General features: G+C 54.8%; 1 pseudogene. It reads right to left on the minus strand.

Features of this window, described 5'->3' with window-relative positions:
- Window positions 1-261, minus strand: a pseudogene (locus AEYBE204_RS40605) (capsid portal protein); the annotation flags it as partial.

A 261-nucleotide genomic window follows, 5' to 3' on the forward strand; every position in this document is an offset into this window, starting at 1 on the left:
TGGAAAACGCTGTCGGTCTTGAAGCGGTGTGCCTCTTTCCAGTCCTGCACAAACCAGTAAGCGCCGCGTTCCACGCCGCGCCGCGTGTACTTGGCCGGGGAGGATTTCAGTTGCAGCGGCGCACCGAGGCGGTTTTGACGTTCTTCTAAATAGGCGTTGCCGAACACCAGATAATCCAGCGCATAGCGGCTAAACTCCTGCTGACTTAACAGCCGGTGTGGGATAAACGTTGACGCTAAAATATTGCGCTTAACGTACATC

Source organism: Asticcacaulis sp. YBE204 (assembly GCF_000495855.1).
In the GTDB taxonomy this organism is placed as follows: Bacteria; Pseudomonadota; Alphaproteobacteria; order Caulobacterales; family Caulobacteraceae; genus Asticcacaulis.